Consider the following 25,700-nt stretch of genomic DNA (forward strand, 5'->3'; position numbering starts at 1 on the left):
TTAAGCCAGCAGCTCGTGCGCGGCGGCCAGCACGTTTTCGGTAGTAATACCAAAGTAAGCAAATAATTGCTCGGCAGGGGCTGATTCACCAAAAGTACTCATACCGATAACTTTGCCTTCTAAGCCAACATATTTATACCAAGTGTCCATAATGCCGGCTTCTACCGCAATACGCTTAGTCACAGTCGCTGGCAATATCGCAGCTCGGTAAGCTGCATCTTGCTGCTCAAACACATCGGTTGATGGCATTGAGACAACACGAACCGCTTTACCTGTGGAGTGCAACGTTTTAGCCGCTTGCATTGCCAGCTCAACTTCAGAGCCGGTAGCAATAATGATCAGCTCGGGTGTGGTATCGCTGTCTAACAGCACATAACCGCCACGTTTAATATCAGCTAGCTGTTGGGCTGTGCGGCTTTGTTGAACTAAGTTTTGTCGAGTGAAAATCAGACTGCTCGGGCCATCTGCACGCTCAATAGCTTGCTGCCAAGCCACAGCAGATTCAACCTGATCACAAGGGCGCCAATTCATTAAATTAGGCGTTACACGCAAGCTGGCTAATTGTTCTACCGGCTGGTGGGTGGGACCATCTTCACCCAAACCAATTGAATCGTGGGTATACACAAAGATCACCCGTTGCTTCATCAAGGCAGCCATACGTACTGCATTACGTGCATATTCCATAAACATTAAGAAGGTTGCACCATAAGGCACAAAGCCACCATGCAAAGCAATACCATTCATTATGGCCGACATACCAAACTCGCGTACGCCATAGTACACATAATTACCAGACGCATCTTCGGCAGTAAGTGGTTTTGAACCAGCCCAAATGGTGAGGTTTGAACCGGCTAAATCGGCCGAGCCACCCATAAATTCTGGTAATAAGGGGCCAAAAGCATTCAAAGCATTTTGTGAGGCTTTACGCGTAGCAATAGTGGCTGGATTGGCTTGCAGCTTTTCAATATAGGCCTGACTTTGCTCTGCCCAATTGGCGGGTAAAGTACCGCTGCTGCGACGGCTAAATTCAGCCGCTAATTCAGGGTGCGCTTTAGCATAATCATTAAACACGCTCTGCCAGCTGCTCTCGCGTGCTGCACCTGCCGCTTTGGCATCCCAATCTGCATAAATATCCGCAGGAATATCAAAAGGTGCATGTGGCCATTGTAAAAACTCACGCGCCGCAGCAATTTCAGCATCACCCAGAGGTGCGCCGTGGCAATCATGACTGCCGCCCTTGTTCGGTGCACCATAACCAATAACGGTTTTACAGCAAATTAAAGTCGGCTTGTCAGTTACAGCACGCGCCTGTTCGATAGCGGCTTTAACTGCGTCGGCATCATGACCATCAACATTAGCCACCACATGCCAGCCGTAAGCTTCGAAGCGCGCTGGGGTATTATCCGTGAACCAGCCTTCAACATGACCATCAATAGAAATGCCGTTATCATCCCAAAAAGCAATCAGCTTGCCTAAGCCCAAGGTGCCGGCTAATGAGCAAGCCTCATGCGAAATACCTTCCATCAAACAACCATCGCCTAAAAATACATAGGTGTAATGATCAACAATATCAAAACCAGGTTGGTTAAATTGTGCCGCTAAAGCTTTTTCTGCCAAGGCCATACCCACAGCATTGGTAATGCCCTGCCCTAATGGGCCTGTAGTGGTTTCAACACCAGGTGCATAGCCATATTCTGGATGGCCCGGCGTTTTAGAGTGTAACTGCCGAAACTGTTTTAAATCGTCAATACTCAATTCATAGCCGCTAAGGTGCAATAAAGAGTAAATCAACATAGAGCCGTGACCGTTCGATAATACAAAGCGATCGCGATCCGCCCAATTCGGGTTTTGCGGATTATGCTTTAGAAAATCACGCCACAGCACCTCTGCAATATCTGCCATGCCCATGGGGGCACCAGGATGACCAGATTTAGCTTGTTGCACTGCATCCATACTTAAGGCACGAATAGCATTAGCGAGTTGTTTACGAGATGGCATCATTACTCCTGAAGGTCTTAACTGAACGTATTCAGATTGGCTTAGTTTCGGCTCTTTTCGGGCTATTTTCGCCCACTCGTCCAAAGATGGCAAATGTTAATATCAAGCAAGAGCTTTATTTTACTAAGGTATTGATCTGAAGCTAGCTCTGTGCGTAAAAGCGGAAAGAAAGACGTCTGGGCGTCAAATTTTTCTGGTATTCGCCCACGAATTTCTCTAAAATTAACGGCTATTTTGGCGACTGGTACTTTGCGAAGGCAGTTGTTAAGACCAACCTGTGATAAACACCTTGGCTTAATTGCAACGCATAAGGCGCCTTTTGTATTTTTATATTGGCGTACTCCGCTTTAACTAACGTGGTGGAAAACAACAAATGGCACAACATATTTTTACATCTGAGTCTGTATCTGAAGGACATCCGGATAAAATTGCCGATCAGATTTCTGATGCCGTATTGGATGCAATTTTAGCGCAAGATAGCAAGGCGCGAGTTGCGTGCGAAACTTTTGTCAAAACCGGTATGGTGTTAGTAGGTGGTGAAGTCACTACCTCAGCCTGGGTTGATATTGAAGAACTGGTACGGAAAACCGTACGTGAAATTGGCTATACCCACTCTGATATGGGCTTTGATGCCGATTCATGTGCAGTATTAAATGCGATTGGTAAACAGTCTCCTGATATTAATCAAGGTGTTGATAAAGCTGATCCGCGTGAGCAAGGTGCCGGTGACCAAGGCTTAATGTTCGGTTACGCCAGTAACGAAACAGATGTGTTAATGCCAGCGCCGATAACCTATTCGCACCGTTTAGTGCAGCGCCAAGCTCAGGTCCGTAAAGACGGTACCTTGCCTTGGTTACGTCCAGATGCAAAATCTCAGTTAAGCTTTATCTACGAAGATGGCAAGCCGGTTGGTATCGATGCGGTGGTACTGTCTACCCAGCACTGTGACACCATCAGCACCGCTGATTTACGTGAAGCGGTAATGGAAACCATTATCAAGCCTGTATTACCGGCAGAATGGTTAACCAGCAACACCAAATACTTTATCAACCCAACAGGCCGCTTTGTAATCGGTGGTCCTATGGGTGACTGTGGCTTAACAGGCCGCAAAATTATTGTCGATTCATACGGTGGTATGGCGCGGCATGGTGGCGGTGCTTTTTCTGGAAAAGATCCCTCAAAAGTTGACCGTTCAGCTGCTTATGCAGCCCGTTATGTAGCGAAAAACATCGTCGCTGCTGGCTTAGCTGAGCGTTGTGAACTGCAAGTTTCCTATGCTATCGGTGTAGCTGAGCCTACCTCAATTAGCCTAGAAACCTTCGGAACCAGCAAACTGTCTGAAGATGAGTTAATTAAATTAGTGCGTGAGCACTTCGATTTACGCCCTTATGGCTTAATCGAAATGTTAAAATTAGAGCGCCCAATTTACTTACCTACAGCAGCCTATGGTCACTTTGGTCGTGATGAGTTCCCGTGGGAGCAAACCGACAAAGCTGAGCTGCTGCGTCAGTATGCAAAATAAACGGCTTGTTTAAATAGCCATCAAAGGAGAGCCTAGCTCTCCTTTTTATTAGGTTAATTTGTCAATGAGCAAAATTGTCGCTTAACTGCAGCACAGTTTTGTGTATGATTATTTTTAAGCTGTACCATCCAGGGTCTCTCATGCTAAATGCGAGAACACAATAAAAAAGAAAAAGGATCTGTTATGTCTGAACAAATTGCAGCCAAAGAAACTGGCTGGATGAATCGTGCGCTCAATACCATTGAGGTGGTGGGTAATAAATTACCCGATCCGGCGGTATTATTTGCGCTGTTAATGGGGATAGTCTGGTTATTGTCATGGTTGTTTTCTGGAGTTAGCTTTTCTGAAATAAATCCTAGAACCGGCGAAACCATTCAAATTATCAACTTGTTATCTGGCGATGCTTTAACCAACTTTACCTCTAATATCGTCAATACTTTTGTTACTTTCCCGCCTTTGGGTGTAGTTCTGGTGGCAATGTTAGGTTTAGGTGTGGCTGAATACACCGGTTTTATTAATGCCGGTTTACGCTCAATTTTAAACGTAACGCCTAGGATGTTACTCACTCCGGTACTCATTGCCGTAGGCGTATTAAGCCATGTGGCTGTTGATGCCGGCTACGTTTTAGTTGTGCCACTTGGCGCCGTTATTTTCTATGCAGCAGGACGCCATCCTTTAGCAGGTATTGCCGCAGCTTTTGCTGGTGTCTCTGGGGGTTTCTCTGCAACTTTCTTTTTACCCTCAAGCTTGGATCCTTTACTCGCAGGATTAACACAAACCTCTGCGCAAATCCTAGACCCAACAGTGACAGTTAATCCATTAAATAACTACTTTTTCACTACTGCTTCTACGTTTTTAATTATATTAATTGGTTGGTTTTTGACGGATAAAGTAATAGAGCCACGTTTAAAATCGACCAAGGTTGACGGTGATACTTCACAAATGGTCAGTATGGATGCTTTAAAACCTAACGAAATTCGCGGTTTAAGAGCAGCTGGGCTATCGATGTTTGCGGTAGTTGCTTTGTTAGTATTAAGTATTGTTGTGCCTGAAACCACGCCTTGGGCAGCAAAACCAGACGATGTTTTACCTGGCGTCAGCCCCTTACTCACGGCTGCAGCGCCGTTAATGAAGTCGATTGTTACGATTATTTTTGTTTTCTTTCTAGTACCAGGCATTGTTTACGGCTACGTTTCAGGTTCTGTAAAAACCCACCGCGACGTGATTAAAGGTATGAGCCACGCCATGAGTGGTATGGGTTACTATATTGTTATGGCATTTTTCTGTGCCTTATTTTTATACGCTTTTGCACAATCTAACTTGGGCGTCTTACTGGCAGTAAAAGGCGCTAATGCGTTAAAAGCCATGGGATTACCACTGGCCATGACTTTGGTGGGTATCGTGTTTTTATCCGGTCTGGTTAATTTAGTGGTCGGCTCTGCTTCAGCCAAATGGGCGCTAATTGGTGCTATTATGGTGCCAATGTTAATGGAACTAGGGATTTCTCCTGATCTAACCCAAGCTGCCTACCGCGTTGGGGATTCCTCTACCAATATTATTACGCCTCTGCTGCCTTACTTCCCGCTGATTGTCGTATTCTGCCAAAAATATGTTAAAAATAGCGGTATCGGCACATTGGTCGCATTAATGCTGCCCTATTCTATTGCCATGTTAGTGCTGTGGACGGCCTTTTTGCTGGGTTTCTGGGCCTTAGATATCCCGCTGGGCTTAGGTGCCACTTACGACTATGTCCCCGCTCGCTAAGCGAGTGAGTTAAAAACATAGCCCGTTACAAGTAGGCAAAAAATTACCAAGGGCCCGAGTGGCCCTTTTTCATCAGCGGCAAAAAGCTGCTACTATCCACTTTTTAACTCTTACTGAAAACGCCATGCGAACTGTTCGAATTTATCACTCAGGGCCAATTCAATTAGGCTCTACGTTAATGCTAGATGAGGATGCCGCCAATCATGTCGGTAGAGTATTGCGAATGCAAACGGGGCAAATACTGCAACTGTTTAATGGCGATGGTAATAACTATGCCGTCACTATTACTGAGGTAAGTAAAAAACAAGTACTGGTGCAGGTAGAAACGCTTGCGGCGAATCCAGTGGAGTCGCCGCTGCGTATTCATCTAGGCCAAGGGATCTCGCGTGGCGATCGGATGGACTTTGCCATTCAAAAAGCCGTTGAGCTGGGTGTAACCGAAATCACCCCCCTGTTTACTGAACGCTGTGGCGTTAAACTAGACGGCGAGCGCCTAGCAAAACGTAACGAACAATGGCAAAAAATTGCTATTAGCGCCTGCGAGCAAAGTGGCCGCAGCGTGGTGCCTACCGTTCATCCAGCGATAAGCTTGGCAGCATGGTTGGCGCAACCGACAAAAGAATTAGCCCTTACCTTGGATCCGCGGGCTAGCGCCACCATTAAGACTTTAGCGCCCGCGTTGGCGATTCGTTTAGTTATTGGCCCAGAAGGCGGCTTTACCGAGCATGAGGTAGCCATTACTGCCAGTGCGGGTTTTAATGGTATTCAGCTAGGGCCACGTATTTTACGCACCGAAACGGCAGCATTAACCGCAATCAGTGCCCTGCAATTGCAATTTGGCGATCTTGCCTAAGGATAACAATGAGCAACATTAAACTTGGGATTGTGATGGATCCCATCAGCCAGATAAACATTAAAAAAGATTCCAGTTTTGCCATGCTGTTACAGGCACAAGCGCGCGGCTACGAAATCCATTATATGGAAATGGCCGATTTGTATTTGTTAGAGGGCCAAGCGCGTGCCCGCACCAAAATGCTTCAGGTGCAGCAAGATCAAAGCAACTGGTATCAATTTAACGGCGAGCAAGATATCGCATTAAGTGACTTGCAGGTCATTTTGATGCGTAAAGATCCGCCCTTTGATACCGAATATATCTACGCTACCTACATATTAGAGCGCGCTGAAGATGCTGGCACCTTAATTGTAAATAAACCGCAAAGTCTACGCGATGCCAATGAAAAGCTGTATACCAGTTGGTTTAGCCAATTCACACCAAAAACCTTGGTTAGCCGTGATGCAAGCCGTTTAAAAGCCTTTTACCAGCAGGAACAAGATGTTATTTTAAAACCGCTGGATGGCATGGGTGGAGCTTCTATTTTCCGCTTAAAACCGGATGATGCCAATGTTAGTGTCATTATTGAAACCCTGACCGCACATGGTCAGCGCTATGCCATGGCGCAGCGTTTTATTCCGGAAATTAAAGACGGTGATAAGCGTATTTTGGTGGTCGACGGTGAACCTGTGCCATACTGTTTAGCTCGGATCCCCGCATCCGGTGAAACCCGTGGCAACCTGGCAGCAGGTGGTCGTGGTGAAGCGCGGCCTTTGTCTGATTCTGACTGGGCAATAGCCCGGGCGATAGGGCCTACTTTAAAAGCAAAAGGGTTAATCTTCGTGGGTCTTGATGTGATCGGCGATAAATTAACTGAAATCAATGTGACTAGTCCAACCTGTATTCGGGAAATTGAAGCGGCTTTCCCAGTCAGTATTACCGGCATGTTGTTTGACGCCATTGAACAGCGCCTGGCAGCACGCTAAACGCAGTAAGCTTATCGTAATAGTTTCTAGCGGAGGTTGTATGCAAGGATTTCAGAACCATTTTTTAATTGCGATGCCAGCATTAGACGATCCCATGTTTAAACGTAGCGTGACCTATATTTGTGAACACAACGAAGAAGGCGCTATGGGGATTGTTATTAATCATCCACTGAATGTAAAAATAGCCGAGCTACTGGAACAACTGGAAATCGCCTATGATGCGAAAAGCCCAGCGGCAGCGATTAATGTGTGTGCCGGTGGCCCAGTGCAAAGCGATCGCGGCTTTGTGCTGCATACGGCAAAATCCGGTTATCATAGCAGTATGTTGCTGGAAAATGATTTAATGGTCACCACTTCAAAAGATATTTTAATTGATCTGACCACCGAGCGCGCTCCAGAAAAATTTATTCTGGCACTGGGCTATGCCGGCTGGACGGCTGGACAATTAGAGCAAGAGATTATTGATAATAGCTGGCTGGTGATCCCTGCGGATAACCATATTCTCTTTGACCTAACCCATGCCGAAAAATGGCAATCGGCTACCGCCACTATGGGCATTAAACCTTGGCAATTAACCAGTGAGGCGGGTCACGCTTAATGCAATATCGCACCATTTTATGTTTTGATTATGGCACTAAAAGTATCGGAGTCGCTGTTGGTTCGGAACTCACCGGCAGCGCTACCCTGTTACCGGCATTAAAAGCCCGTGATGGTATTCCGGAATGGGAGCAAATTGAACGCCTGATAAAAGACTGGCAACCACAGCTGTTACTGGTCGGCTTACCGCTAAATATGGATGGCAGTGAACAGGAGTTTACGGTACGCACCCGTAAATTTGCCAACCGCTTACACGGCCGCTTTGGTTTACCGGTGAGCTTGCATGACGAGCGACTTTCTACCGCGGATGCGCGCAGCCGTTTATTTGCCGAGGGCGGTTATCGAAATTTAAGCAAAGATAAAGTCGACAGCCTATCAGCACAAATTATTTTTGAGGGCTGGTATGAACAACGCGATTAAACCCGATATCATATTGGGGTTCTATCAGCACTATAAAGGCCGTTACTACCAAGTTGAGGCGTTGGCGCAGCATAGTGAAACGCTAGAGTGGCTGGTGTTGTATCGGGCCCTTTACGGTGATTACGGCCTGTGGGCTCGCCCTGCCAGCATGTTTATAGAAAATGTCGAGATTGCTGGCGAGCTTATTCCGCGTTTTCAGTTTTTAAGTGTCGAAGCACCTGCAGGCGTGGAACTGGCACCCAAAACTGCTGATACCGCTTAGGGATTGCGCTGGCGCTATTCAGCCATAGCCTAAACTCAAGCCAACATCCGTGTACCTTGACAGAGAAAAGGTTTTTATCAAAAAGCAGGTAAAAGGGGCAAGCTATTGCCCCTACCTAATCGGTGTAGCTTAGCGCTGTTGCTGGCGGTACCATTCACCTAAAATCAAACTGGCTGCGACGCTGACATTTAACGACTCTACCTTGCCCGTACCGGGAATTTGTAGCGCAATATCGGCTGCCTTAGCCACGTTCTTCGACACGCCAAACATCTCTTCACCAAATACAATCACCACTTTCTCTGGCAACGCCGTTTGATAAAGCGATTGGCCGCCATGGCTGGAGGTGGTGACCAGCGTATAGCCTGCTTCTTTACATAACCGCAGGGCCAGTGGCATATCATCACATTTAAGGGCTTCAACAAATTCACCACCGCCTTCTGCCGTGCGCAGCGCAGCACCGGAGTGCAGCAATTGTGGCTCACGCATAATTACGCCAGTAATACCGAAATGCGCACAGGTACGAGTGATTGCACCTAAATTGTGCGGGTTACCCACGCCATCTAAAGCCAGTAAGCAATCGCGTTTATTGCCCTTTTGGTTTAAATAGTTAGCTAAACTTGGTATCGGCTTACGCTTAACCAGCAACACGATGCCACCATGATGTTGACTGGCGGCCACTTTCTCAAGCTCTGCTTCATCCACCACATGATAGGCTTTTTTAGCCGCAGCTAAATACTTCATAACATCAGCAAACTTAGGCGCAAGCTTATCTGCAATATAAAGCCGCACTATCGCTTCGGGTCTTTGCGTAAAAAGCACTCGGCAGGCATTTTCGCCATACACTTTACTTTCATCCTCTAACACCGCTTTCATTGGTTTCGCTGGCTGCGGTTTTGCACTCGCATTACTGCGCTGCATAGTGTTAGCGGCGGTTTTTGCGGTTTTAGCCCAAGGCTTTTGTAAAGGGTTGGCAGCTTTAGCGCCTTTTGGCCGGTGTTGAGACATACGCTTTCCTAAAATTGCCCTGAGGCGATCACTTTTAAATGTGGCGGATTTTACCAGCTACAGGCCAACAATACTTGTGTTTTTCAGCTAAGCCAGTATCCTTGGCGCCTGAAAAATTGCAGATAAGGCCTTCCCCATGCTGAGCTATCGTCACAGCTATCATGCCGGCAATCATGCCGATGTGGTAAAACACCTGACAGAAGTCGCGATCTTAGATTACTTGCTAAAAAAAGATAAGCCATTGTGTTATCACGATACCCATGCGGGTGCTGGGCTATATAGTTTGCAAAGCGAACATGCGCTAAAAACGGCAGAGTTTAAAGACGGTATTGCTAAGCTTTGGCAGTATCAGCCGCAAAGTACCGTGTTAGCAAAATACCTGACGCTGCTTAAACAGTTAAACCCAGATAACGAGCTGAATTTTTACCCAGGCTCACCGAAAATAGCCGCATTAATGCTACGTGAGCAGGATCACTTACAAGCCACTGAACTGCATCCTACTGACTTCCCGATCTTAAAAAGTCAGTTTGTAAAACGCCGCTATACCCGTATCGAAAATACGGATGCGTATGCCGGTTTTAAGGCGATGCTACCACCTTTGGTAAAGCGTGGCCTCGTGCTGATAGATCCCCCTTATGAGCTTAAAACAGAATATCAGGATCTCGTTACTGGCTTGCTTGACGCTTATAAACGCTGGCCACAAGCCACCTATGCTATTTGGTATCCGGTGATTGAACGCAGTGCTATCGAAGCCTTTGTTGCCGCTATTGTGGCAACCGGCATTAAAAACCAGCTGCGGATTGAATTTAACCTGCATGCCGATAGCAGCGGCCATGGTATGACGGGCAGTGGTATGCTGGTGATTAATCCACCCTACACGCTAGCGACTGAACTTGAACTGGCGCTGGCTGAGGTGCAGCAACAACTTGGCACAACGGCAAGTCGCTATCAAATTAGCCAGTTAGTCGCCGAGTGATAGCCGATTATTTGATCCAACCTTTACTGATTTGCCGGAACACTTCCGTTCCGGCACGCTCCAACCACTCGAAGGCTAACATTTCCTGACTGATAATGACCGCCCCGGCTTGCTGCATTCGGCTAAGCGCCAGCTGTTTATTCTCTACTGTTCGTGAACCTACGGCTTCAGCAACAACAAAGACTTGATAATTGGCGGCTAATAAATCCAGCACGGTTTGCAACACACAAACATGGCTTTCGGTGCCTAGCACCACGATTTGTGGCCGCGCATGCGCAGCTATCGCCTCAGCAATATTGCTTTCGCGCAGCGCACTAAAATGAATTTTTTCAAAAACCGCCTGTGCTGGTAATAACTCCAGCAAAGCCGGTAAGGTATGCCCAAGTCCTTTTGGATATTGCTCGGTGGCCATTACCGGCACTTCACATAAACTGGCAATTTGTAACACCCAGGCTGCGGCCTGACTTACGGCAGCACTGTCGAAGATTGCGGGGGCTAAACGGCTTTGGATATCAATCAGTAACACTTGACTCTGTTTAGCATTAAGCAACATGACAATCTCCTAAGTTTGTAATCGTCGGTAGCTTACCTAACCTATAAGCAGGGGCTAATTACTGGCCGCGCCATAAGGCATGACAGAGGCTTTCATCTTTTTCTCTACTAAGCAGAATACGAGCTAACACCCTATCCGCTTCGCCTTGTTCAGCAATTAAACCAATTTGCACTTCAAAATGCAGCTCTGGATCTAGATCTTGTGTTGCCAGCTCTTCCCAGCCCTCGCCTGGCGGTAATACATCCGCATAGCCACGGCTCTCATAATGCTGTTGATACAGCTGATAATCTGCTGTTGACAGATTATCTACCGCCAACTCTTCAAAAATATCAAAGGCGTGATCGCATAGCTCATCCAGCGACCAAAGTTCGACGTCTTGCATAATACCCCCAAAAACAATTCGCACTAAGTATACCAAGGCTTTGCAGCGAAAGCTTGCCTGCTGCTACAATAGCGTTTTTTCTGTTTCGGTGTCCGCATGTATCTTTGCCCGCTTTGCCAATTACCACTTGCGTTAAACCAACGTCAATATCAATGTGCTAATAAGCATAGCTTTGATCAGGCAAAAGAGGGCTATGTGAATTTACTACCGGTACAGCAAAAAAAATCGCTAGATCCGGGCGATAACAGCGAGATGATGCAGGCACGCCGCGCTTTTTTACAAGCCGGTTGGTATGCTAGGGTTGCAGAGCAAGCAGCAGCGATCCTCAGCCCGTTACAACCACAGCAACTACTCGATTTAGGCTGTGGCGAGGGGTATTACAGTGGTATCTTGCAGCAACAACTTGCCCCGCAACAACTTCACGGTATTGATATTTCCAAAGCGGCTATTCGCTTTGCCGCCAAGCATTATCCTCAAGCGCATTTTGCAGTAGCCAGTGCTTATCAGCTGCCCTTTGCGGCTGAACAATTTGATGCCATAGTGCGTATTTATGCGCCCTCGCTACTCAGTGAGCTGCAGCGGGTATTAAAAGTGGGTGGTTACTTACTAACGGTAACACCCGCTCCAGCGCACTTACTGCAAATTAAACAAGCACTTTACGACGAAGTAAAGTTACACAGCAGCGAGATTGCCGAGCTGTCAGGCTTTGAGCACTTACAACGTCAGCAGCTAAGCTTTACCTTGTCAGCGTTAACCGCTGCAGATTTACACCATCTAATTACGATGGTGCCATTGGGCTGGAAGTTTAACGAGGAAACGCGAGCCCAGTTTATTAATAGTAAGCCCGCCATACAATGTGATTTTTATTTCGATTTGTATCAAAAACGCCTTTAGCAGTTACTACTCGCAGTGGTAGCGGGTAGCTGACAGCTAGCATAAGCTGCCGCTTTGTCTTGCTGTTGTAGTGCAGTAAACATGGTTGACCAAAAGTGCGTACTCAACTCAGCCACCACGTTTGACTCTGCATTTAGTAGGATAACTAAGCCTAACTCGCGATCTCTAGAGTAAGCTAGCTCGGCTCTAAAACCTTCAACCCAGCCACCGTGATAAATTAGCTGCTCTTGGCCAAACTGATATACTCGCCACCCCAGTGCATAATGTGCGTCAGTAATATGCTCCCGCCATAATCTTCGACGTAAATCACGCACCGTGCGCACTCGTTTGTTGGTAATTTGCTGTAAGTGCTCTTCGTTTAAAACGTCTGGATTATAGCCAAGTTGCGCAATCAGCCAGTAGCCTAAATCAACGGCACTGGCATTAACACCGGCTGCCGGCGCAAAACGGTAGTAGCTTTCGTTAACCTTACGAGGATGCCATTTACCTCGTGCTTTTACATGTGGTAATGCTCGATTTTCAGAGTTTAAAAAGGCTGCCAGTCCGATAGATGCGGTTGGCATCTGTAAAGGTTCAAAGATATTCTGCTGCATTAAACTGGCATAATCTTGCGAAGTCGTTTGTTCAATAATAGGTTCGATTAAACTGAACAACACATTTTGATAACCATAGCAGCGTCCTGGCGCACATAAGGGATCTAATTTTTTAAAGTGAGGTAAGATACCTTCTGGGGCAACATTTGCCTCAATGAGATTATCGTAGGCGTTGGCAATAACTCCAGTGCTTTGCGCCAGCAAATGTTCAACTTTCAGCTTGTTGTTATAAGTACGAGTCTTAAAAGAAAACTCAGGCAAATATCGTGTTACCGGATCATCCCAACGAAAATGTCCTTGAGAGGCTAAAATACTGGCTAAACCGCCGGCAAAAGTTTTCGATACTGACGCAATTCGGAATACCGTGTAGGCATCAACAGGATCACTCGAACCTACTTCTCTAACACCAAAGCCACTGGCACTAATAATCTGATCTTTATACACCACCGCGTAAGCGGCTCCCGGAATGTTTTGCTCTGCTAACACCGTTTCAAAATGGGTTTTGAACGCTTCAAGTTGCGCAGGCGTGACTTCTCTTGCTTGCACAGCAGACAAACTAAAAATACCGATCAAGAATAGTGCTCTTAACAACATGACAACCCTCTTCGGCATGTATAAGCCTTTATTGCAATGCTCGGCATTATTACAATGCCGCCTCAATATTTCAACTCATTGGACACTGCTGCAAGCTAGTTAATGGTTTTATTGCTAAAATCTGCCCTTCTGCCCCCCGATATAACTCGATACGTTGCACGAGTGTTGTTTGTTGTTGCACTATAGCTTCACTCAGTAACTGCTGTAGTAAGTTATCCTCAAGGGTAACAACCTGTGCATTGCACAGGGTAATTTGCCAATATTGTTGTTTTTTTTGTAACACGCCTTGCTCAGCATGAAACTGACTAAAATTATGCTGCGCTTGCAGCATTTGCTGATAGCGCTGTTGATTTTCGTCTACAGCAAAAGAAGCCAGTAGTGCAGGCACCGAGCGGACTGTTAAACGATGATTTTCTGTTTCTACTGCACTGTCATTATAACTGACCACGATGTGGTAAGCGGGGATATTAATGGGTTGCAACAACAGATAACCCAGTACGGCTAAAAAAATACTGCCCAGCGCCAGCTGGGCATGATGCAGCCAACGCTGGTAAGAGCGTGGTTGTTTACTGGCATGTGCTTGTAAAATTGACTTTCTTAACGCAGCAGGCAGCGTATGACGCGCTTTACTGTGTTGATAAGCTTGCCGAAGTTGCAATTCGAATTCCGTCTGCTCTTTTTGCTGGTTAGTCATGATTCCCCCCGCAAAACTGTTGCAAAAATTGCCGAGCATACCGTAGTCGACTTTTTATGGTTTCGTCTGGTTGTGCTGTGATTTGCGCAATTTCAGCTAACGAAAACCCTTCTAACTGTAAAATTAGAGCCTCGCGCTGAGCAAACGGTAGCAATTTAAGCTGCTCTTCAAACGCCAATTGTTGCTGTTGCTGGCTTATCTTAGCCAGTAGATCATCAACAGCCACAAGCTCATCTTCACTCGCTATCGCCTGCCAGCGCTGTTGCCGGCGAAGTTCATCTAACAAACAATGGCGCGCAATGGTAAAAAGCCAGGTTTTAAAGCTACTGCGGCCCTGAAAGCTATGGTGCATCTCCATAACTTTTAACCAGCTTTGTTGACAAATGTCTTCCGCCATTTTGGCATCAGACTGTTTTAACAAGAAGTAATATAAATCATCACCACACTGGGCAATTAATTTTGCTAAATACTCTCGCTCGCCGGTGCGACTAAAGCCGCGTAACAAAGCTTCAGCAGAAGTAGCTGGCGTTGAGTAGCTGGCTAACAAAGCAGAAAGCACCATATGAACTCCTTAAATCCAAAGCAGGATTAGTCTTGCTGCAGCTGAAAATCCAGTTGCACTTGCAGGTTCGTTTGTTTAACCGGTTGCCCTTCCACTAATTGTGGCTGATATTTCCAACGGCGTAGTGCTCGAATCGCCTCTTTATCAAAAATATTTTTCGGCTCAGCCTCGATGATACTGATATCGATCACACTACCGGTTTCATCAATACTATACGCAAGCTTGACCCAGCCACTGATACCCTGCCGTGCAGCTTCGAGCGGGAAACGAGGTTCAACCCGCACTATCGGTGTTGCCATCGTATTTTGCATACCCGTGTTTAAATTTGGTCCCTGTAAAGCGATCCCTAAATCGGGTGTAAAAGTATGCGTTATGGTATTTTGACTGCTATCAACGGGATCCTGATGATTTAATGTCATCTTAGGTGGAATAAGATCCGGTTTTGGTGGCAGCTCTCTTCGTATCTCTGGTTCAGTCTCTTCGGGGGGAATAAACAATTCAACTATAGGAAATTCTCGCTTATCTACAATTAAACGATCATGAGCTGGCGTAACTAACAGTTTCATCAAGCTGAAAAGCGCAAAGGTTATCAGGCTGGCCAGTAATGCACTGCTCAGCAACCTTAAAAACTGGGGTATTAGCGTGTTTTGATTGACATAGTGATTGGCAAACATGGTAAGGCTCCTTTTTGATGCTCTTGAATAAGACGTTTGAGCCAGCAAAAAGGGGTTAAGTGAATAAAAAATTTTAGATTTTTAAATGTAGGGAAAGGCCAGTCAAAAGATTAAAATCCTAGGACTAGCCATAGCGATACTGGGTTATTATTGCAATAAAGCCAAAACCAATAAGCGGATCCAAATCACCCATAGCACAACACATCCAAGCAAAAATACTCGGAAACGCGCTTTTAACGCATTGCTGCCAATATGAATAAAGGTATGCCAATAACGTAACAGTATAAAGACTGTGCCAAGCAATGCAAAAGTGAGATCACTTAACCCTAATTGCAGCATAAACAGTACCGCAAAAAGATACAGCAGCGGCATCTGAAACTGATTATCAAAATTTCTGCCGGTGGCAATCACCTGTTCGTCTGCCCCTGTCAAATTCATCGTTTGAAAAGCCGCCATACTGATCTGTTTTTGCTTGGCAGCTTTAAAACGACGACGCCCCATTAACACCATCACCCAGCTGGTGAGAACAATCTGGGCAAATACTGTCACTAACAACCATTTTTCCATTGTGTTTTACTCTCGCGACCTTATCAACTAGCTTGGCAGTATGCCTTTTTTCAGGTAAAACGCCTATAGCGCTGTATCATTTTAGCTGAGGAAACTATGGATAAATTAAATGCGCTGATGTTAGTGCGCCAGCTTGCTGTAGAAAAAGATGGCCTCGTGTTGGTAAAACAGTTGATCAACTGGCTACATGAATCTCGCTTTAGTTTTGAGCGGAATCAACGCAGTAGAAAGCTGTTAGAGACGCTGCAGCACCATCCACAACTTGGCCAGCAAATTGCGGATACACTTTTTAACTGGCTTTGCACTGTCCACATTTATCCTGCCTTAGTGAGCTTAGGCGTGTTTTCACGGCGTGGTTTCTTGCGCGAGTTGTCTAGTCGACTCTATGAAAAAGTCATGCCCGCACCACGTGACCTAACCGAATTAAAAGATGTACTCGCCGAGGCATATAAGGAAATTCGCTTTACCGATGACGAGCTCGAAACAGGCCAAAGCCAATTTGTGGTGTTTGCCGAGTATTTTTTAAGCGTGGTCTCCGCGCAGCCACTACAGCAATTTGAGCAACATTTACAGGAAGAAGCGTTATGTGCCTTGGAGATGCTTAGTGTTTGGATTGCTGCAGAGGAAATGGAACCGGATTTGATGCGGCTTGATAAAAGGCTCAACCATATTGATTCGGCTTTTATTGCCTTACACCGCGAATTGAATCTGTTAGTGGAACAGACTAAAAAGCGCCAGCAGCAGCCGGAACTGCCCGCCTATGATGCCGCACACTATCAAGTCATGGTTGCCCAATGCTATGAACAAATAGATCGTTTAAGACGGCGTGCTGCCGCAGCAGGCAGTTCTGTGTCAGTAGCGCATTTATTAGAACGCTTAGAGCAAACCTTAAACCGCATTGAACAATTGGTTAGCTTGATTACCGCCGAGCAGGCGCTGTCATTACGTCAGTTAAGTTTACAGTTAACTGAACAACTACTTGATACGAGTCGCGAAAAAAAGAGCGTACGCGCACTCTGGCGTAGTAGTACTCAGTTATTATCGAAAAGTATTAGTGTAAATAAGAGTAGCCATGGTGAACATTATATCGCGCGCGACAAAACACAATATTTAAGGCTGTTTGCCTCTGCTGCGGGCGCAGGCGTTATTATTGCCTGTATGGCACTGGTAAAAATTTATATTGAAAGTTTACTGCTTTCGCCGCTAAGTAACGCCATCTTAGTGAGTTTAAACTATGGGCTCGGCTTTGTATTGATTCATATTCTTGGCCTTACTGTGGCGACCAAGCAACCCGCCATGACCGCAGCCAGTTTCGCAGCGGAAGTGGAAAAAGGTGAAAATGGACGCGCCGCGCATAAAAAGCTCGCTTCCTTGCTGTTAGATGTGAATCGTTCACAGTGGGCCGCAGTTTGGGGGAACGTCAGTGTCGCAGTATTAACCGCCTCTATGATTGCCCTAGCATTTTGGTTTTGGCAACACACACCCTTATTAGATGAACAGTCAGTTAATTATCAACTCGAGGCCATCGCCCCTTGGCATGGCGCATTGTTTTTTGCGGCGATTGCCGGCGTTTGGTTATTTTGTTCAGGTATTATTGCTGGTTTTTTTGAAAATCGTGCCAACTATTTGGACCTTAAAGCACGCTTATATCACCATCCACTGTTAAAAAAGTGCTTAGCAGATCGTTACCGTCAAGCCTTAGCAAATTATTGGCATGATAATTACGGGGCTTTTGCCGGTAACTTTATCTTTGGTATTTTGCTTGGAATGACCAGCTATCTTGGCTATTTATTGGATATCCCGCTAGATATTCGGCACGTGGCTTTCGCCTCTGCTAACTTAGGCTATAGCACCGTAAGCGGCGGATTGGGTCCTATCCATTTCTTGTTTTATTTGGCGATGGTATTACTCATTGGCTTTGTCAATTTATGGGTCAGTTTTACATTGGCACTGACCGTGGCATTGCGTGCTAGGGGAACTCGTATTGGTCAGTTTTCATTACTCCTAAAAAGTGTTGTGGAGCAAGTGAAACAAAACCCACTTAATCTTTTTTTCCCTGTGGTCACGGCCGCTAAAGTGAATACCTCCAATAAAAAGGCAGAAGAGCCCTCCCTTAAAGCGGAAGAGAAAACAAGCACCAATAAGCGTAGTCACTGACTCGCTCTGTCTGAAGCAGCCTTAACGGCTGCTTCGCGCTACTACTTAGCAACGCCGTTACACCTCACCAAATAACTAGCTTAAAGCAGCAAGTCAATTTCGCGCAGTCTGTCTTACTACTGTCATCTTAATCCTCTATCTTTTTCAGTTATACTGTGCCGTCCGAAATCAGAGAGTGTAGAAAATGGCACAATTATATTTTTATTATTCAGCGATGAATGCAGGTAAATCTACCTCGTTACTACAAAGTGCATATAACTATCAAGAACGAGGGATGACAGTCGCGATCTATACCGCGGCATTAGATAACCGCTTTGGGCTGGGTAAAGTCAGTTCGCGGATTGGGCTGGCAATGGATGCGCATATTTTTGATGAAAATTTTGATTTTTTTAAACATATCAGCCAGCTAAAGGCGCAAAACGGCTTAGATTGTGTGTTGTTAGATGAAGCACAGTTTTTAAGTAAGTTACAGGTTAGGCAGTTAACCGATGTGGTGGATAGTCTAAAAGTGCCGGTGTTAGCTTTTGGCTTACGCACGGACTTTTTAGGAGAAACCTTCGCGGGTAGCCAAGCCTTATTAGCTTGGGCGGATAAGTTGATAGAGCTGAAAACCATTTGCCATTGTGGCCGCAAAGCAAACTTTGTGGTGCGGTTAGATGAGCATGGGAATGCGGCAAGAGCCGGCTCTCAAGTGCAAATTGGGGGCAATGAAAGTTATGTTTCAATGTGTCGACAGCATTTTAAAGCGCTGGTTTGGCAACAACCCGCTACGGACTAAACGGAGTAAAGCATGCGGATTCTCTATGGCGTACAAGCAACAGGAAATGGTCATATAAGTCGTGCCAGAGCCATGGAGAAGCAATTTCGCCAAGCTGGCGTCAATGTTGATTTCCTGTTTTCAGGCCGCCCTGCAGAACAATTTTTTGATATGCAGCAATTTGGGCAGTATCAGCTGCGCCGCGGCTTGACCTTTGTTACCGAAGCAGGCAGTGTCAATTATTGGCAAAGTGCTAAGCAGGCAAACCTGGGGGAATTGTGGCGAGATATTCGCACTCTGGATGTTCGCAACTATGATTTAATCCTCACCGACTTCGAACCGATCAGTGCTTGGGCCGCTAAACGTCAAGGTAAAACCTGCATTGCGATTGGCCATCAGTATGCTTTTTTGCATAAGATCCCGATGGAAAATGCTAACTTATTAAGCCGCAATGTGTTTCGTCACTTTGCACCTGCGAGCTATTCGCTTGGCTTGCACTGGCATCATTTTGACCAACCGATACTGCCGCCTATTATTGATTTACCCTCATCACAAGTTGAGCCAATAGCAAAACACGTGCTCGTCTATTTGCCTTTTGAAGATCAGCAGCAGATTATTCGGTTACTTACTCCTTTAAAAGACTTCAGTTTTAGTATTTTCGGTCCTGGGTTAAGCTCACAGCAGCTCGGGCATATTCAAACCCAACCGCCTTCATTACAGGCTTTTAAAACAGCTTTACTGCAAAGTGAAGCTGTACTCAGTAATGCTGGTTTTGAATTAATCAGTGAAGCACTGCAATTACAAAAGCATATTATGGTTAAACCCCTACAAGGGCAGATGGAGCAGCAATCTAATGCGCTGGCGTTAACGCAACTCAAACTCGCTAGCAGAGCCAATCAACTAAGTACTAAAGTGATTGCGGATTGGTTACATGGCCCACGTCTGGCCAATACCATCCACTATCCAAATGTTGCTGCCGCCATTTGTGAGTGGTTATTACAAGATCAACCGGATCAGACTTCGCGCTTAGTGAACTCGCTCTGGTAATCATAGGTTGTTACGCAAGGACTTGCTAAATCAGCCAAGTTGCATCAGCGGTAGAGGAAGCGCTAAGTTACTTGGCTAAATGATTTTGTTAGGTTTTTAGATCGATACGTTGATGAATATTGTGCCAATTATCAGGAAACTTACCTTGCAGTACATAAGAAAACGCGATTAGCTCAGCAATAATCAAATACATTTCCTGAGGAATTTGCTCACCTAACTGCAACTGACTTAGTAGCTTAGTCAGCTCGGCATCCTCATGGATCAACACGCCATGTTCCTTGGCTAAGGCGATGATATCTGCCGCTAACTGCCCGTGACCTTTAGCCACTATCACAGGGGCAGTTTTACCATCATACTTTAGGGCTGTAGCGGTTTGCTCTGGTAATTTAGCCATACGCTATTTAACGTTTTTTTGCTGGTGAAGATTGTACAGTAGCTCAGCTTCAGCCCGAGGCAGCTCACACTCACGAATAATTTCTTCCAAATCGGCACCGAGCTCAACCATTTTCATGGCTCTGCTGTAAATTTTACTATCAGGATCACTAAGCGCAATGGCTTGTTGCTGCTCTTGTAACTGAACTAATTGCTCAGTTACGTGCTGAAACTGTTCTTGCAAATCTAACACGCTTTGACCAACACCGATCACACCGGCGCGCAATTCTTCAGTCTCAGTTTGATTAACGCTACTTTGCTGCTGACTTGCTTCAAACTGCTTAGTTAGCAATGTGATAAGAGCTTGCTGTCTTCGCCAATGCTGCCGACAATATAGCCATAGCAACAATAGCAAAATAAAGAGCAAAGCATTCAGCAGCCAAGGTAATAGGATTAAATTAACCATTAGATACTGTTAATTTCATCCCACTCATCATCGTTAAGCAGCTTATTCAGATCAACCAGAATCAACAGCTCACCTTCGCGATTTGCGACACCTTGGATAAAACGTGCGCTTTCATCAGTACCTACATTCGGCGCTACATCCACTTCTGATTGCCTGAGGTATACTACCTCCGCAACGCTGTCGACTAAAATGCCAATAACTTGCTTTTCCGCTTCAATAATCACCACCCGGGTATTGTCAGTCACTTCGGCAGGAGGCAAGCCGAAACGCGAGCGGGTATCAATAACGGTAACAACATTACCGCGTAAGTTAATGATACCAAGCACATAATCGGGTGAGCCAGGAACAGGGGCTATTTCGGAATAACGCAGAACTTCTTGCACCTGCATAACATTAATACCATAGGTTTCCTCCTGTAACCGGAAAGTCACCCATTGTAGTACCTGATCAGCGGCTTGGTTCTTATCTGCCGATTGGGAAATTTTAGTATTCATTTACAGCTCCTATAGGTCTGCCTGTTCAGGCGTTGATGTCTAAGCCTCGACTTAACAGGTTTATCAGCTCATCGACGTCAACTAACACGCACATATGTTCTTTGATTAATCCAGCCATCCAAGGTCGCTTGCCTTCCTGCTCACGCCACTTAATTTGCTCAGGCTCTAGTGTTATAGTATCAATCAGCGTCTCACAACAAAGACCCCAATTACTACTGCCTAGCATTACAAGGTATTGATAGTTTAATCCTTGCGCCAGTATTTCGTCATATTTTTCTGGCATCACCCAACGTGCGGTATCAACCACATTGAATTTTTGCTCCCTGTAAAGCATAACGCCTTTAAACCAGTTCGGCTTACCAAATAAAGAGTTAATTTCAGACAATTCATGAATACCACCTAACTCTATTAACGGCACAGCTACTTTAAGCCCGGCCACACTAAAAAACAATGCCTGAAACCTGTTGTTCCGATATGCTTTTTCAGCTTTTTTAACTGTAGGCAGGGCATCAGCTAAACGTTGCGCTACCGGAATTTCACGCTGAAATATCGCAGTTTCCTTGACCGTATTGTCAACAGGGGCTTTTTCAGCCAATTGCTTCAATTTAGCCAAAGGTTCTTCTGGTATTACAACTGGCGCTGTTTTTACCGCTGTTACAGGAGGTGCAACACTTTTCGGAGTTGTTGTCACCGGAGGCGCTACACTTTTCGGAGGAGTGGCCACCGGCACAGCTTGCGCTAAAAGCTTATTAAGCTGTGCTTTTTGCTCATCCGCAAGGGCCGTTTTGGCAGTTTGCTCACTATCCTCTTCAGTTAACAGTGCTTTTAGGTAATGCTGTATGACTTTCTGACTGGCAATTAAATGGCTCATCTCAAGCCTCCGGCGCCAGTTGTAATAAATAGGTCAACAACGTATTGTAAGCAAATACACCACGCGATGAGCCAGCAAAGGCATTTGGAGGAGTTTGTGCTAGCGAGGCATCACGGAATTTGGTGTCAATTGGCACCACAGCTGACCAAACCTTATCTTGATATTTAAGCTTTAACTCTTTATAAGCTTCTAGAGATGCTTTAGTACGTTTATCGTACATGGTTGGTATAATTGTAAAAGCCAAATTTTGTTGCGAACTGCGCATCAATGCCATGGTAGCAATCATACGCTCCAAACCTTTTAACGCCAGAAATTCAGTTTGTACGGGAATCAATACTCTATCACAGGCAGCAAGCGCATTCACCATCAACACTCCCATCACGGGCGGACAGTCGATTAATACATAATCATAATCGTTTTTGATTAACTGAAGCGCTTTTTTGACAATGAGTCCCATGCCACCTTTATTGCCCATGGAACGATCTAAGGTCGCCAGTGACATGGATGCAGGCAAAATATCTAATCTTTCAGCACTGCTTGGGCAAAGCGACTGTAAAATTTCTTCGCGGGTTATTTGTTTACCACGAACAAAAATATCATAGACGCTGACTTCAAGCTCTTCAGCGTCAATACCAAAATAATAGGTAAGTGAGGCATGGGGATCGGTATCGACTAACAAAACACGATAGCCTCGCTCAGCCAGCAAGCCACCTAAGGTTACCGTGGTCGTTGTTTTGCCAACGCCACCTTTTTGATTTGCTATAGTCCAAATTACCACTTTATGGATCCTGTCGTTCTGTTACCGCATCAGGGTTGTCTCGACGCGTTGTAATACGAATTCCACCACCCGGTAAAGGCACAACCTGAATAGAACCATCAGCCTGAGTGACTTGTTGTAGTTGCTGCTCTAATACATCATTCTGTTCAGTAAAGGCAGGAGCTGCAGACTGATAACCAAAACGCGAAATGGCAATCGCCACTTTACGATTCTCAGCACGCCCACTGGCCGTAGCATTATCTGCTGTTGGGTAGTACTCGCCAAAGCCCTCAATTGCCATACGCTGCGGGGCAGTGCCTAAACTCTCCAAAACCCTCAACACAGACGTTGCACGAGCCACAGATAACTCCCAATTAGATGAAAACAGCTCATTACGAATAGGAATATTATCAGTATAGCCGCGAACTCTTAAAAAATTATTGATCGGGTTAATGATTTTACTAATTTCTTGCAGTACAGTTCTGGCCGAGCTGGTGGCGGTTGCACTGCCTGATGCAAATAACAGCGCACTATTTAATTCAATCACTAACCAGTCGTCATCTTCAACCAGCTTAGTTACCCCTTGATCAATAAGATCACTCAGTGCAGTCCGTAAGTCTTGTTCGATAGTGTTTAGTGGGGCACCGAGATACTGCTGGCGGATGTCTGATAAAGGAGCCGTATTGGTTAGCGCAGCTTCTGGAGCAATTAACGTTGCTGCAGCAGCATTGGCAGTGGCTAATTGACTGTTCACAGCAATTGGCGTCAAACTGAGATGCTCGAAATTCGCTTCACCTCGCGGTGCCTTCTCAAACACCTTAGTGATGGAATCTGTTAAAGCAGTAAATTCGTCTTGTTTTAACAATGACAAGGCATAAAGCACTACAAACAGGGCAAACATCAAGGTCATGTAATCAGCATACGAAACCAACCAACGATTTAGTTCTTCCGGCTGTGTCTGCTGTTTGAAACGCCGCTGTCGATACATAGGTTAGCCTCGCCAGTAGGCCGCCAATTTATGTTCAATCAGTCGCGGATTTTGTCCTTGAGCAATGGATACCAAGCCTTCAATAATCAATTCACGGTACAAACTTTGTTGCTCTATGAGGTTTTTTAATTTATTCGCCACCGGAATAAAAATCAGATTCGCAAAACCGACACCATAAATTGTCGCCACAAAGGCGGTTGCAATGCCCAGCCCTAGTTTATCCGGATCACTTATTGAACTAAGTGCTTGGATAAGTCCTAATACGGCTCCTATTATGCCAATCGTTGGGCTGTAGCCACCCATCGCTTCATAAATACGCGCGCCTCTTAGCAAACGCTCTTGCTCAAGACTTAACTCGGCATCTAAGGTTGCTTGGATAACTTGGGCTTCAGTACCATCCACCAGTAAATTTAAACCTCGATGTAAAAATGCATCCGATTCATTTAACGCAACAGCTTCAAGCGACAGAAAACCATTTGCTCTGGCTGCCGTGCCCCATTCTACAATTCTGGCGGTAGTGACTTGTGTATTAAAATGTTGCTGTTTAAACACCCAAGGTAGCATCTGCAAACCTTGGCGAAACTGGAGGAAGGGTGTTTGCAACATCACTGCCCCAATAGTTCCACCAAGCACAATCACAAAAGCTGGAAAATGTAAAAGGGTACTCAAGGTACCCCCTTCCAGCATAAAACCACCTAAAATTGCCAATGTCGCCAGTAAAAAGCCGCTGAGCGCCAGCTTATCCATGCTTAAGTTCCGTTAGTATCCGGCTCGCAACATCCGCTAAGGTTACTTCAACATCCATTAGACCTGCGGCGGCAATTGCTTGTGGCATGCCATACACGACACAACTTGCTTCGTCTTGCGCCCAAATCGTTGAGCCATGTTGCTTTAACATCCTGGCACCTTCACGACCATCCGCGCCCATGCCTGTTAATACGATAGCGAGCACTTTATCGCTGAATACTTTGGCAGCTGTGGCAAAGGTAATATCAACACTGGGCTTAAAGGTAATTCTCGGCGAGTCATCTTCCTTGATCCGCAACCTAGCTTGACTGTCATTGCCTTCAATTAACATCTGCTTGCCTCCTGGCGCAAGATAGGCCACACCAGGGCGCAGTATGTCGTTATCTTCGGCTTCTTTAATTTCAATTTTAGCCAGGGTATTTAGCCGCTGAGCGAATGCTCCGGTAAAGGCGGCAGGCATATGCTGCACCAAGATAATGGGTAAAGGAAAATTAGCGGGTAAGACCGTCAAAATTCGCTGTAGTGCTACTGGGCCACCTGTGGAAGTACCAATTGCAACCAGTTTATATTCCTTACCGCTACTTACCGCTTGGGCACGGCTAGCAGTTAAAGCTGTTCGCTCTGACAGCTTTGGGCGATCCAACAAGCTGCGCGCAGTTAGCGGCCTAGTTACTTCAGGTTGCTGACGCAGGCTATCGCTAGGTCGTTGAGTTAAGGTCGAACTGCGCGCCAAAGCAGAATGATTAAAGGTCGTTCTGCCTAAAGGACGGCGCTTAGCCACTGCTTTAACCCGTTCTCTTAATACTTCGGCAGCTTCTTGCTTGTCTCTGGCGATGTCTTCAAATTTTTTAGGCAGAAAGTCTACTGCACCAGCATCTAACGCATCCAGTGTCGCTTTCGCACCTTCATGAGTTAACGAAGAAAACATCAAAATCGGGATACGTTGTACCTGCATGATTTCACGAACGGCTGAAATGCCGTCTAAAACCGGCATTTCAATGTCCATGGTTATCACATCAGGCTTTAACGCCAGGGCTTTATCAACTGCTTCGCGACCATTGTTAGCGGTGTCTAGCACTTCCAACTCAGGATCAGCAGAAAGAATCTCCGTTAATCTCCGTCGAAAAAAACTGGAATCATCAACAATCAAAACCCTAATGGTCATGTAA

29 protein-coding genes are annotated in these 25,700 nt (G+C 45.7%); 12 read left to right on the forward strand and 17 right to left on the reverse strand.

The genetic code is table 11. The features are described from left to right. On the reverse strand, positions 1 to 1,998 hold the full coding sequence (gene tkt / locus ACO1PK_RS01975; RefSeq protein WP_423187007.1) for a transketolase: 1,998 nt from the start codon (positions 1,996 to 1,998) through the stop codon (positions 1 to 3). 373 nt (positions 1,999 to 2,371) lie between these two features. On the opposite strand from tkt, the gene metK reads away from it, so the two are divergent. The 7 genes from metK (at position 2,372) to ACO1PK_RS02010 (ending at position 8,381) form a co-directional block, all read left to right on the forward strand. Beyond that, a complete protein-coding gene (gene metK, locus ACO1PK_RS01980) occupies positions 2,372 to 3,520 on the forward strand; it encodes a methionine adenosyltransferase (protein WP_423187008.1) in 1,149 nt (382 codons plus the stop codon). A 183-nt stretch (positions 3,521 to 3,703) separates the two neighbouring features. Then, complete coding sequence (locus ACO1PK_RS01985) at positions 3,704 to 5,284, forward strand: AbgT family transporter (protein ID WP_423187009.1); 1,581 nt, start codon at positions 3,704 to 3,706, stop codon at positions 5,282 to 5,284. Positions 5,285 to 5,408: 124 nt separating this feature from the next. After that, positions 5,409 to 6,137, forward strand: a complete 729-nt coding sequence (gene rsmE, locus ACO1PK_RS01990; RefSeq protein WP_423188258.1) for a 16S rRNA (uracil(1498)-N(3))-methyltransferase — start codon at positions 5,409 to 5,411, stop codon at positions 6,135 to 6,137. An 8-nt stretch (positions 6,138 to 6,145) separates the two neighbouring features. Next, complete coding sequence (gene gshB, locus ACO1PK_RS01995; protein WP_423187010.1) at positions 6,146 to 7,102, forward strand: glutathione synthase; 957 nt, start codon at positions 6,146 to 6,148, stop codon at positions 7,100 to 7,102. A gap of 40 nt (positions 7,103 to 7,142) precedes the next feature. After that, on the forward strand, positions 7,143 to 7,700 hold the full coding sequence (locus tag ACO1PK_RS02000; protein ID WP_423187011.1) for a YqgE/AlgH family protein: 558 nt from the start codon (positions 7,143 to 7,145) through the stop codon (positions 7,698 to 7,700). Next, positions 7,700 to 8,119 carry a Holliday junction resolvase RuvX gene (ruvX, locus tag ACO1PK_RS02005; RefSeq protein WP_423187012.1) on the forward strand — a complete coding sequence of 140 codons (420 nt, stop codon included), beginning with the start codon at positions 7,700 to 7,702 and terminating at the stop codon, positions 8,117 to 8,119. Before ACO1PK_RS02000 ends, ruvX begins: the two co-directional genes overlap by 1 nt. Further along, positions 8,103 to 8,381 (forward strand): DUF1653 domain-containing protein, encoded by a 279-nt coding sequence (locus ACO1PK_RS02010; protein ID WP_423187013.1) that lies wholly within the window; start codon positions 8,103 to 8,105, stop codon positions 8,379 to 8,381. Before ruvX ends, ACO1PK_RS02010 begins: the two co-directional genes overlap by 17 nt. 129 nt (positions 8,382 to 8,510) lie before the next feature. Here the strand turns inward: ACO1PK_RS02010 and ACO1PK_RS02015 are convergent, their stop codons facing one another. Continuing rightward, entirely contained in the window at positions 8,511 to 9,386 is an 876-nt protein-coding gene (locus ACO1PK_RS02015; protein ID WP_423187014.1) for a tRNA/rRNA methyltransferase, read from the reverse strand. Between the two features lie 136 nt (positions 9,387 to 9,522). Between ACO1PK_RS02015 and ACO1PK_RS02020 the strand changes: the two genes are divergently transcribed. Next, positions 9,523 to 10,362, forward strand: coding sequence for a 23S rRNA (adenine(2030)-N(6))-methyltransferase RlmJ (locus ACO1PK_RS02020; RefSeq protein WP_423187015.1), 840 nt, complete (start codon positions 9,523 to 9,525; stop codon positions 10,360 to 10,362). A 7-nt stretch (positions 10,363 to 10,369) separates the two neighbouring features. On the opposite strand, the gene ACO1PK_RS02025 is transcribed toward ACO1PK_RS02020, so the two are convergent. Both ACO1PK_RS02025 and ACO1PK_RS02030 read right to left on the reverse strand, forming a co-directional pair. Then, positions 10,370 to 10,915 (reverse strand): isochorismatase family protein, encoded by a 546-nt coding sequence (locus tag ACO1PK_RS02025; protein ID WP_423187016.1) that lies wholly within the window; start codon positions 10,913 to 10,915, stop codon positions 10,370 to 10,372. Positions 10,916 to 10,973: 58 nt separating this feature from the next. Further along, the gene (locus ACO1PK_RS02030; RefSeq protein WP_423187017.1) at positions 10,974 to 11,297 is read right to left on the reverse strand and encodes a DUF440 family protein; all 324 of its coding nucleotides are present in this window, start codon (positions 11,295 to 11,297) and stop codon (positions 10,974 to 10,976) included. Between the two features lie 96 nt (positions 11,298 to 11,393). Here ACO1PK_RS02030 and rlmA point away from each other — a divergent pair, with 96 nt between their 5' ends. After that, positions 11,394 to 12,191 carry a 23S rRNA (guanine(745)-N(1))-methyltransferase gene (gene rlmA / locus ACO1PK_RS02035; protein ID WP_423187018.1) on the forward strand — a complete coding sequence of 266 codons (798 nt, stop codon included), beginning with the start codon at positions 11,394 to 11,396 and terminating at the stop codon, positions 12,189 to 12,191. Here the strand turns inward: rlmA and ACO1PK_RS02040 are convergent. The 5 genes from ACO1PK_RS02040 to ACO1PK_RS02060 form a co-directional block, all read right to left on the reverse strand. Beyond that, positions 12,188 to 13,396 (reverse strand): serine hydrolase domain-containing protein, encoded by a 1,209-nt coding sequence (locus ACO1PK_RS02040; RefSeq protein ID WP_423187019.1) that lies wholly within the window; start codon positions 13,394 to 13,396, stop codon positions 12,188 to 12,190. The genes rlmA and ACO1PK_RS02040 overlap by 4 nt on opposite strands. A 52-nt stretch (positions 13,397 to 13,448) precedes the next feature. Then, entirely contained in the window at positions 13,449 to 14,072 is a 624-nt protein-coding gene (locus ACO1PK_RS02045; protein ID WP_423187020.1) for a hypothetical protein, read from the reverse strand. Beyond that, entirely contained in the window at positions 14,065 to 14,634 is a 570-nt protein-coding gene (locus ACO1PK_RS02050) for a sigma-70 family RNA polymerase sigma factor (protein ID WP_423187021.1), read from the reverse strand. The genes ACO1PK_RS02045 and ACO1PK_RS02050 overlap by 8 nt, the downstream gene beginning before the upstream one ends. 26 nt (positions 14,635 to 14,660) lie before the next feature. Continuing rightward, complete coding sequence (locus ACO1PK_RS02055) at positions 14,661 to 15,308, reverse strand: energy transducer TonB (protein WP_423187022.1); 648 nt, start codon at positions 15,306 to 15,308, stop codon at positions 14,661 to 14,663. A 147-nt stretch (positions 15,309 to 15,455) separates the two neighbouring features. Further along, entirely contained in the window at positions 15,456 to 15,875 is a 420-nt protein-coding gene (locus tag ACO1PK_RS02060; protein WP_423187023.1) for an MAPEG family protein, read from the reverse strand. Between the two features lie 96 nt (positions 15,876 to 15,971). Here ACO1PK_RS02060 and ACO1PK_RS02065 point away from each other — a divergent pair, with 96 nt between their 5' ends. The 3 genes from ACO1PK_RS02065 to ACO1PK_RS02075 all read left to right on the forward strand — a co-directional run bounded on the left by ACO1PK_RS02065 (position 15,972) and on the right by ACO1PK_RS02075 (position 19,836). Beyond that, on the forward strand, positions 15,972 to 18,032 hold the full coding sequence (locus ACO1PK_RS02065; protein ID WP_423187024.1) for a site-specific recombinase: 2,061 nt from the start codon (positions 15,972 to 15,974) through the stop codon (positions 18,030 to 18,032). A gap of 184 nt (positions 18,033 to 18,216) precedes the next feature. Then, positions 18,217 to 18,810: a thymidine kinase gene (locus ACO1PK_RS02070; protein WP_423187025.1), complete on the forward strand. Its 594-nt coding sequence runs from the start codon at positions 18,217 to 18,219 to the stop codon at positions 18,808 to 18,810. 12 nt (positions 18,811 to 18,822) lie between these two features. Next, entirely contained in the window at positions 18,823 to 19,836 is a 1,014-nt protein-coding gene (locus ACO1PK_RS02075; protein ID WP_423187026.1) for an MJ1255/VC2487 family glycosyltransferase, read from the forward strand. An 88-nt stretch (positions 19,837 to 19,924) separates the two neighbouring features. Here ACO1PK_RS02075 and ACO1PK_RS02080 read toward each other — a convergent pair whose 3' ends face one another. The 8 genes from ACO1PK_RS02080 to ACO1PK_RS02115 are packed head-to-tail and all read right to left on the reverse strand — an operon-like array spanning position 19,925 to position 25,696. Further along, a complete protein-coding gene (locus ACO1PK_RS02080) occupies positions 19,925 to 20,230 on the reverse strand; it encodes an EscU/YscU/HrcU family type III secretion system export apparatus switch protein (RefSeq protein ID WP_423187027.1) in 306 nt (101 codons plus the stop codon). A gap of 3 nt (positions 20,231 to 20,233) precedes the next feature. Beyond that, entirely contained in the window at positions 20,234 to 20,674 is a 441-nt protein-coding gene (locus tag ACO1PK_RS02085) for a DUF2802 domain-containing protein (RefSeq protein WP_423187028.1), read from the reverse strand. Further along, complete coding sequence (locus tag ACO1PK_RS02090) at positions 20,674 to 21,168, reverse strand: chemotaxis protein CheW (protein ID WP_423187029.1); 495 nt, start codon at positions 21,166 to 21,168, stop codon at positions 20,674 to 20,676. Before ACO1PK_RS02090 ends, ACO1PK_RS02085 begins: the two co-directional genes overlap by 1 nt. Positions 21,169 to 21,193: 25 nt before the next feature. After that, complete coding sequence (locus ACO1PK_RS02095; RefSeq protein WP_423187030.1) at positions 21,194 to 22,039, reverse strand: chemotaxis protein CheW; 846 nt, start codon at positions 22,037 to 22,039, stop codon at positions 21,194 to 21,196. 1 nt (position 22,040) lies between these two features. Then, positions 22,041 to 22,817 carry a ParA family protein gene (locus tag ACO1PK_RS02100; RefSeq protein WP_423187031.1) on the reverse strand — a complete coding sequence of 259 codons (777 nt, stop codon included), beginning with the start codon at positions 22,815 to 22,817 and terminating at the stop codon, positions 22,041 to 22,043. Between the two features lies 1 nt (position 22,818). Continuing rightward, positions 22,819 to 23,784 (reverse strand): OmpA family protein, encoded by a 966-nt coding sequence (locus tag ACO1PK_RS02105; protein WP_423187032.1) that lies wholly within the window; start codon positions 23,782 to 23,784, stop codon positions 22,819 to 22,821. A 3-nt stretch (positions 23,785 to 23,787) separates the two neighbouring features. After that, positions 23,788 to 24,531 (reverse strand): flagellar motor protein, encoded by a 744-nt coding sequence (locus ACO1PK_RS02110; protein ID WP_423187033.1) that lies wholly within the window; start codon positions 24,529 to 24,531, stop codon positions 23,788 to 23,790. After that, on the reverse strand, positions 24,524 to 25,696 hold the full coding sequence (locus ACO1PK_RS02115; protein WP_423187034.1) for a protein-glutamate methylesterase/protein-glutamine glutaminase: 1,173 nt from the start codon (positions 25,694 to 25,696) through the stop codon (positions 24,524 to 24,526). Before ACO1PK_RS02115 ends, ACO1PK_RS02110 begins: the two co-directional genes overlap by 8 nt. Between the last annotated feature and the right edge of the window lie 4 nt (positions 25,697 to 25,700).

Origin of the sequence: Alishewanella sp. d11, assembly GCF_049390205.1 — a bacterium.
GTDB lineage: Bacteria > Pseudomonadota > Gammaproteobacteria > Enterobacterales > Alteromonadaceae > Alishewanella.